Here is a 7,293-nt window from a genome sequence, read left to right as displayed (position 1 = left end):
GGCACGTCCGCCGGCACCCGGAACGGCTTCCACGTCACGCTGACCAATTTCGAGGGGCCGTTCGACCTGCTGCTGCAGCTGATTTTCGCGCACCGCCTCGACGTCACCGAGGTGGCGCTGCATCAGGTCACCGACGAGTTCATCGCCTACACCCGCGAGATCGGCCCGCGCCTGGAGTTGGACGAGACCACCGCGTTTGTGGTGGTCGCCGCGACGCTGCTCGACCTCAAGGCGGCGCGGCTGCTGCCGTCGGGGCAGGTCGACGACGAGGCGGACCTGGCCCTGCTGGAGGTGCGCGACCTGCTGTTCGCGCGTCTGCTGCAGTACCGGGCGTTCAAGCATGTCGCGCAGATGTTCGCCGAACTGGAGGCCGCCGCGCTGCGCAGCTATCCGCGGGCGGCGTCGCTGGAAGACCGGTTCGCCGAGCTGTTGCCGGAGGTGATGCTCGGCGTGGACGTCGAGCGGTTCGCCCAGATCGCGGCGATCGCGTTGACTCCCCGGCCGGTGCCCACGGTGACCACCGAGCATCTGCACGAGCTGATCGTGTCGGTGCCCGAGCAGGCCGAGCAGCTGCTGTCGCTGCTCGCGGCGCGGGGGGCCGGTCACTGGGCGTCGTTCTCCGAGCTGGTGGCCGACTGTCGCGCACCGATGGAGATCGTCGGGCGCTTCCTGGCGCTGCTCGAGCTGTACCGGTCCCGGGCGGTAGCATTCGACCAGGCAGAACCGCTTGGTGTGCTCCAGGTTTCGTGGACCGGAGAACGGCCCGCCAGCGACGACGCGGTGGAAGCAGGCGACCTCTCGTGACCAACCTCTGATGAACGACATCTCATGACTGATCTCTCATGACTGACGAAGCACCGGAGCTCGACGACGCCGAGCTGAGGCGGGCGCTCGAGGCGCTGCTGTTGGTGGTCGACACCCCCGTGACGGTCCAGGCGCTGGCCGCGGCCACCGAGCAGCCCGCGTACCGGATCGCTGCCACACTGCGGATCATGGCCGACGCTCTCACCGAGCAGGACAGCGGCATCGACCTGCGCGAGGCCGGCGGGGGCTGGCGGATGTACACCCGCGCCCGGTTCGCGCCGTATGTGGAGCGGCTGCTGTTGGAGGGGTCGCGCTCGAAGCTCACCCGCGCGGCGCTGGAGACTCTGGCCGTGGTGGCCTACCGCCAGCCGGTGACGCGGGCCCGGGTAAGCGCGGTGCGCGGGGTGAACGTCGACGCGGTGATGCGCACCTTGCTGGCCCGGGGACTGATCACCGAGGCCGGCACCGATCCCGACACCGGTGCGACGACGTTCGCGACAACCGAGCTGTTCTTGGAGCGGCTGGGATTGTCCTCGCTGTCTGAACTTCCCGATATCGCCCCGTTGCTGCCCGACATCGACACCATCGACGACGTGACCGAATCTCTCTATCTAGAGCCACGTTTCGTCAAACTCACCGGCGGTGTCCCCGCGGACACTCCGCCGTCATTCGATGTGGACCAGGAATGACCGAGGGCATGCGCTTGCAGAAAGTGTTGTCGCAGGCCGGAATTGCGTCACGACGAGCAGCCGAGCAGATGATCGTCGCCGGCCGCATCGAGGTCGACGGGCAGGTGGTGACCGAGCTGGGCACCCGGGTCGACCCGGATCTGTCGGTGATCCGCGTCGACGGCGCGCGGGTGATCCTCGACCATTCCCTGGTGTATCTGGCGCTGAACAAGCCGCGCGGCGTGCACTCGACGATGTCGGACGACCGCGGCCGGCCGTGCATCGGAGACCTGATCGAGCATCGGGTGCGGGGCAGCCAGAAGCACCAGCTGTTTCACGTCGGGCGGCTCGACGCCGACACCGAGGGCCTGATCCTGCTGACCAACGACGGCGAGCTGGCGCACCGGCTGATGCATCCCTCCTACCGGGTGCCCAAGACGTATCTGGCCACGGTCGCGGGGTCGGTGCCGCGCGGGCTCGGCCGAAGGCTGCGCACCGGAATCGACTTGGACGACGGCCCCGCGGCGGTCGACGACTTCGCGGTGGTGGACCGGGCGCCGGGCGCCTCGCTGATCCGGGTCACGGTGCACGAGGGCCGTAAGCGGATTGTGCGCCGGTTGCTCGCGGCCGCCGGGTTTCCGGTGCAGGCGCTGGTTCGCACCCAGCTCGGAGCGGTGGCGTTGGGAGCGCAGCGTCCCGGCAGCATCCGCGCCCTGACCCGCGACGAGACCGGCGCCCTCTACCGGGCGGTCGACCTGTGAGCGGCGTCGTCGTCGCCGTGGACGGTCCAGCAGGCACCGGAAAGTCCTCGGTGTCAAAGCAATTGGCGCGTGCCCTGGGTGCGCGATACCTCGACACCGGCGCCATGTACCGGATCGTGACGCTGGCGGTGCTGCGGGCCGGAATCGAACCGACCGACGAAATAGCTGTCGCCACGGCGGCGGAGACGGCACGGTTGTCCGTCGGCTGCGACCCCGACGTGGATCATTACCGGCTTGACGGACAGGACGTTTCGGCGGAGATCCGGGGCGACGAGGTCACCCGCGCGGTCTCCGCGGTGTCGTCGGTGCCGGCCGTGCGACGGCGGTTGGTGGGCCTGCAGCGTGAACTGGCCGCCCGTTCCCCGCGCGTCGTGGTGGAAGGTCGCGACATCGGGACCGTGGTGCTGCCCGACGCCGATGTGAAGGTGTTCCTGACGGCGTCGGCCGAGACACGCGCGCGGCGGCGCAACGACCAGAACGTCGCCGCCGGCCTGCCCGACGACTACGACGGTGTGCTGGCCGACGTGCGCCGGCGCGATCACCTGGACTCCACCCGCGCCGTGTCGCCGCTGCGGGCGGCCGACGACGCGGTGGTCGTCGACACCAGCGAGCTGACCGAACCCGAAGTGATCGCACACCTGCTGCAGTTGGTACGGCAGCGAAGCGAGGCCGTCCGGTGAGCCAGGACGGAACGTGGAACGACGAAAGCGATTGGAGTGCAGAATCTTCGGCTGCACCGCCGGTGGTGGCGGTGGTAGGGCGGCCCAACGTCGGCAAGTCGACGTTGGTCAATCGGATCCTGGGCCGGCGCGAAGCGGTGGTCCAGGACCTACCCGGGGTGACGCGGGACCGGGTGTCCTACGACGCGCTGTGGACCGGGCGGTCGTTCGTCGTGCAGGACACCGGCGGATGGGAGCCGGACGCCAAAGGCCTGCAGCAGCTGGTGGCCGAGCAGGCGGCGGTGGCGATGCGCACCGCTGACGCGGTGATCCTGGTGGTCGACGCCGTGGTGGGCGCAACCTCCGGCGACGACGCCGCCGCCCGCATCTTGCGTCGCTCCGGCAAACCGGTGTTCCTGGCGGCCAACAAGGTTGACGGGGAACGGGGTGAAGCGGACGCGGCGGCGCTGTGGTCTTTGGGGCTCGGTCAGCCGTACGCCATCAGCGCGATGCACGGCCGCGGTGTGGGCGATCTGCTCGACGACGTGGTCGGTGCGCTGCCGGAGGTGGCGGAAGCGGCTGCGGTGCAAGGCGGCCCGCGGCGGGTGGCGCTCGTCGGTAAACCCAACGTCGGCAAAAGCTCCCTGCTGAACCGGCTGGCCGGCGATCAGCTGGCGGTGGTGCACGACGTGGCCGGCACCACCGTCGACCCGGTGGATTCGCTGATCGACATCGGCGGTGCGGTATGGCGTTTCGTCGACACCGCCGGACTGCGTCGTAAAGTCGGTCAGGCCAGCGGGCACGAGTACTACGCGTCGGTGCGCACTCACGGCGCGATCGACGCCGCCGAGGTGGTGATCGTGCTGATCGACGCGTCGGCGCCGCTGACCGAGCAGGACCAGCGGGTGCTGTCGATGGTGATCGAGGCCGGCCGGGCGCTGGTGTTGGCGTTCAACAAGTGGGACCTGGTCGACGAGGACCGGCGCTACCAGATTGAGCGTGAGATCGACCGGGAGTTGGCGCAGGTGCGCTGGGCGCAACGGGTCAACATCTCGGCCACGACGGGCCGGGCCGTGCAGAAACTGGTGCCGGCCTTGGCGGCGGCGCTGGCGTCGTGGGACACCCGGATCTCGACGGGTCGGCTGAACACCTGGATCACCGAGGTGGTGGCCGCGACGCCGCCGCCGGTGCGCGGCGGGCGCCAACCACGCATCCTGTTCGCCACCCAGGCGACCGCGCGACCGCCGACGTTCGTGCTGTTCACCACCGGCTTCCTGGAGGCCGGCTACCGCCGCTTCCTGGAGCGACGGCTGCGCGAGACGTTCGGCTTCGAGGGCAGCCCGATCCGCATCAACGTGCGGGTACGCGACAAGCGAGGCGCCAAGTCGCGCTGAGCCGCAGCCTGTACGCCGTGCTAAGCCGCATCGTCATGGCGCGGATCGTCCGGTAAATAGCGCTCCGGGTGGTGGTAGCCGTTAGTCCTGGACTGGCCATGGTCGAGGTGGGGCGGTGGGATCCACTGAGTGTCACCATTCGCGAGTTTTATTGTTTTCCAGCCCTTCTCGGCCAGCTCGTTGTCGGGTTTGCAGGCCAGCGTGAGCTTGTCGGCGTCGGTGTTACCGCCCCGCGCCCAGCCGTCGGTGTGGTGGGCTTCACACCAGTAGCCGGGCCTGTCACAACCAGGGGCGGTGCAGCCGCGGTCCCTCGCGTACAGGACGATGCGTTGGTCCGGCGATGCGATGCGTCGGGTGCGGCCGAGATACAGCGGACGGCTTTCGTGCTCGTCGAAGACCGCTAGATAATGGTACGCGTGGCCGGCCATCCGGATCAGGTCGCGCATGGGCAACAGTGTTCCGCCACCGGTGACCGCGTACCCGGCGGCCGCGGAGAGTTCCTGCAACGTCGTGGACACGATCACGGTGACCGGTAATCCTTTGTGCACACCGAGTTTCGGGTCGCCCAGCTGGCCACGCACCAATGCGTTGAGCGCGTCGTGTTGACGCTGGGCGTGGCTGCGTCGGTCCTGGGCCGCGGTGTCCTCGGTGGGCTCAGCGGTGACACAGGGGGTTTCGTCGTCGGGGTTGCACATGCCCGGGGCGGCGAAGCGGGCGAACCAGGCGTCGAGGTTGGCGCGCAGTTCGGGGGAGGCGACGAGCTTGCCGATGCTCATCCCGTCGGCGCGCTGGGCGCCCCAGGTGAAGCCGCGCAGGCGGGCCCGGTCGGAGTCGCTGAACTTCCCGTCGGGATTGATCAGCACCGCAAACCGGGTGGCGACCTTCTCGAGCTGGTCGGGGCGCAGCTGGGTGGCCTGCTGGGCCAGGAACCGTTCGGCGTGGGCAACGGTGTCCGCCGGAACGAGTTCGGGCAGGTCACGCACGAAGGTTTGGATCACCCGCAGGTGCTGCTCGTCGAGTTGCCCGTCGCGCCACACCTGGGCGGTGGCCGGCAACTCGGGCGGCAACCCCTGGCCGGTCAGGGTGGTTCGCGGGGCGAGTTGCGCGGCGTCGCGCATCCGCCGGCGCGCCTGGGCGGGGCTGATCCGCAGCCAGTCGGCGATCACCTTGTGCACCGGGCCGCCGACGTCGGCGTGATCCTCGTTCGCCAGGCCCGCGATCAGATCGTGGCTGGTCACCATCTGCCGGCGCCGGGCGGTTTCCAGGCGTTGCAGCGCGCGCAGCCGCACCGAAGGGTCCAGATTGTCCAAGTCGAACCCGGCGATGCGCGTCACCGCCGCGTCCAGCGCGTCGAAGGCGGCAGTCAACTCCGGCGGCGCAACAACACCTGTCGAACTCATGTTCGATACATTACCGCGGCGGTCCGACAAGCTCCGGACGCTGTGCACAGACGGCCAGGGCATCCACATCCTGGCGGATTTGCGGCTGGACAAAATGGGACTGCGCTGGCCGCGCGGGAAGGCCTGGCCACCGCCGGCGTCTGCGGTAGGCTTTCGACCTGCTGCCGGGTGTTCTGGCGGCACCGGGCTGTGGCGCAGTTTGGTAGCGCACTTGACTGGGGGTCAAGTGGTCGCAGGTTCAAATCCTGTCAGCCCGACCAAGAGAAGTAGCCTTTGAACTGCGGAAATGCAGATTCTCCACCCGACCGCCGCGTGACGGTTGGCGCGCTCTGGGGACCACACCGGCGCCGGCGGCGCGCTCGACGGACTCATTCAGGGAGTTTCGGCCAGTTCGACCGCACGTCATGCACGCCATGGGCGCCCACACACGTTATGCGGCTCGACCGGGCGGGGGGTCACTCGTGCCGAAGTTGACCGCTGGTCAAGTGGTGTGACAGCACTACCGGATCATCTTGCGCGGGTCGGGGAAGCCCATCTTGATGTAGCCGGGTGCGCGTTTCTTCAGCGAGGACGCGATGACGGGGGTGAGCTCGTCGTGGTAGTCGTGCACGGTTGCGGTGGTCTTCGAGGGGTAGGGACGGGTGACGCGGCCGATGTATTGCACAAGTCGATTCTTGAAGGTGATGGGCGCTGCCAGGAACAGCGTGTCGAGGGCAGGGCAGTCGAAGCCTTCCCCAATGAACGAACCGGTACCGACGATCAGCAGCGGATCCGAACCGGGAGACTGGTTGGCGAGTTGCTCGGTGATCTGGCGACGTTCACGAGCCTTCATGCCGCCGCTGAGCACGGTGACGGTCTTTCCGGCGGCTTCAAGCCGGTCGCTGATGGCGTTGAGGTGTTCCACCCAGGTGGTGAGCACCAGGATGTTGGCTCCGGCTTCTGAGGCGGTCAACACGTCGACCACGATCTGGTCGCGTCGTCCTTGGTCGGCAACGAGGGCTCGATAGATTTCGGCCATTCCGCCGGGCGCGGTGGGGTCGGCGTCACCGCTGTACTGGAATCCGGTCGGGTGTAGGTGCAAAACCGGGTGGGGCGTCAACAAGTCGGAACCGTCGACCGGGAGTTGTCCGCTGGTGGGCGGTGCGATGGCCGTGTGGTGTGATCCGAGTTGGTGAAAGATCAGGTCTTCGAGTCCATCGCGGCGTTCCGGGGTGGCGGTCAGGCCGAGCCAGTACCGCGCGGCGATTTGGCTCAGCACGCCGAAGAACGCGCTAGCGGCGACGTGGTGGCATTCGTCCACGATGACGAATCCGTACTTGGCGGTGATGTCTTCGACATTGTCACGGCGTGCGAGTGTTGGCAGTAGGGCGATGTCGAGAATGCCAGTGGTTTTCGACCGTCCACCGCCGATTTGACCGCATGTGAACCCGAGGTGCCTACTGATGCGCTCGCGCCATTGGTCGGCGAGGGCCTTGCGGTCGACAAGGACCAGGGTAGAGGTGGCCCGCGATTCGATTGCTGCACAGGCGATGACCGTCTTGCCAGTTCCCGGTGGCGCGATGAGAACGCTGGTGTCGTGTTCGAGGAGTTGGTGCAGTGCGGTGGTC

Annotated in this window: 7 protein-coding genes and 1 tRNA gene; 6 read left to right on the top strand and 2 right to left on the bottom strand. The window is 68.2% G+C overall.

The window, feature by feature from the left end:
• Positions 1-39: 39 nt before the first annotated feature.
• From ABDW21_RS07570 to der, 5 genes are read left to right on the top strand one after another with little or no spacing between them, the layout of a single operon-like run.
• Positions 40-804: a segregation/condensation protein A gene (locus ABDW21_RS07570; protein WP_343710262.1), complete on the top strand. Its 765-nt coding sequence runs from the start codon at positions 40-42 to the stop codon at positions 802-804.
• Positions 805-842: 38 nt separating this feature from the next.
• A complete protein-coding gene (scpB, locus tag ABDW21_RS07565; RefSeq protein WP_343710258.1) occupies positions 843-1,493 on the top strand; it encodes an SMC-Scp complex subunit ScpB in 651 nt (216 codons plus the stop codon).
• The gene (locus tag ABDW21_RS07560; protein ID WP_343600912.1) at positions 1,490-2,233 is read left to right on the top strand and encodes a pseudouridine synthase; all 744 of its coding nucleotides are present in this window, start codon (positions 1,490-1,492) and stop codon (positions 2,231-2,233) included. Before scpB ends, ABDW21_RS07560 begins: the two co-directional genes overlap by 4 nt.
• Positions 2,230-2,913, top strand: a complete 684-nt coding sequence (gene cmk, locus ABDW21_RS07555) for a (d)CMP kinase (protein ID WP_343710257.1) — start codon at positions 2,230-2,232, stop codon at positions 2,911-2,913. Before ABDW21_RS07560 ends, cmk begins: the two co-directional genes overlap by 4 nt.
• Positions 2,910-4,286: a ribosome biogenesis GTPase Der gene (gene der / locus ABDW21_RS07550; protein ID WP_343710256.1), complete on the top strand. Its 1,377-nt coding sequence runs from the start codon at positions 2,910-2,912 to the stop codon at positions 4,284-4,286. The genes cmk and der overlap by 4 nt, the downstream gene beginning before the upstream one ends.
• Before the next feature lie 20 nt (positions 4,287-4,306).
• Here the strand turns inward: der and ABDW21_RS07545 are convergent, their stop codons facing one another.
• Positions 4,307-5,686 (bottom strand): HNH endonuclease signature motif containing protein, encoded by a 1,380-nt coding sequence (locus ABDW21_RS07545; RefSeq protein ID WP_343600915.1) that lies wholly within the window; start codon positions 5,684-5,686, stop codon positions 4,307-4,309.
• Positions 5,687-5,869: 183 nt separating this feature from the next.
• Here ABDW21_RS07545 and ABDW21_RS07540 point away from each other — a divergent pair.
• Positions 5,870-5,946: transfer RNA gene (locus tag ABDW21_RS07540), tRNA-Pro, on the top strand.
• A gap of 239 nt (positions 5,947-6,185) precedes the next feature.
• Here ABDW21_RS07540 and ABDW21_RS07535 read toward each other — a convergent pair.
• A partial coding sequence (locus ABDW21_RS07535) for a DEAD/DEAH box helicase (RefSeq protein WP_343600916.1) occupies positions 6,186-7,293 on the bottom strand: 1,108 nt, incomplete at its 5' end.

It is taken from the genome of Mycobacterium sp. (assembly GCF_039583805.1).
Classification (GTDB): Bacteria; Actinomycetota; Actinomycetes; order Mycobacteriales; family Mycobacteriaceae; genus Mycobacterium.
This window is presented reverse-complemented; position numbering and strand designations above follow the sequence as displayed.

Excerpts from the sequence above, each read along its gene's own strand:
- scpB (WP_343710258.1), top strand. The coding sequence starts at position 843 with ATGACTGACGAAGCACCGGAGCTCGACGACGCCGAGCTGAGGCGGGCG.
- ABDW21_RS07560 (WP_343600912.1), top strand. The coding sequence starts at position 1,490 with ATGACCGAGGGCATGCGCTTGCAGAAAGTGTTGTCGCAGGCCGGAATT.
- ABDW21_RS07545 (WP_343600915.1), bottom strand. The coding sequence starts at position 5,686 with ATGAGTTCGACAGGTGTTGTTGCGCCGCCGGAGTTGACTGCCGCCTTC.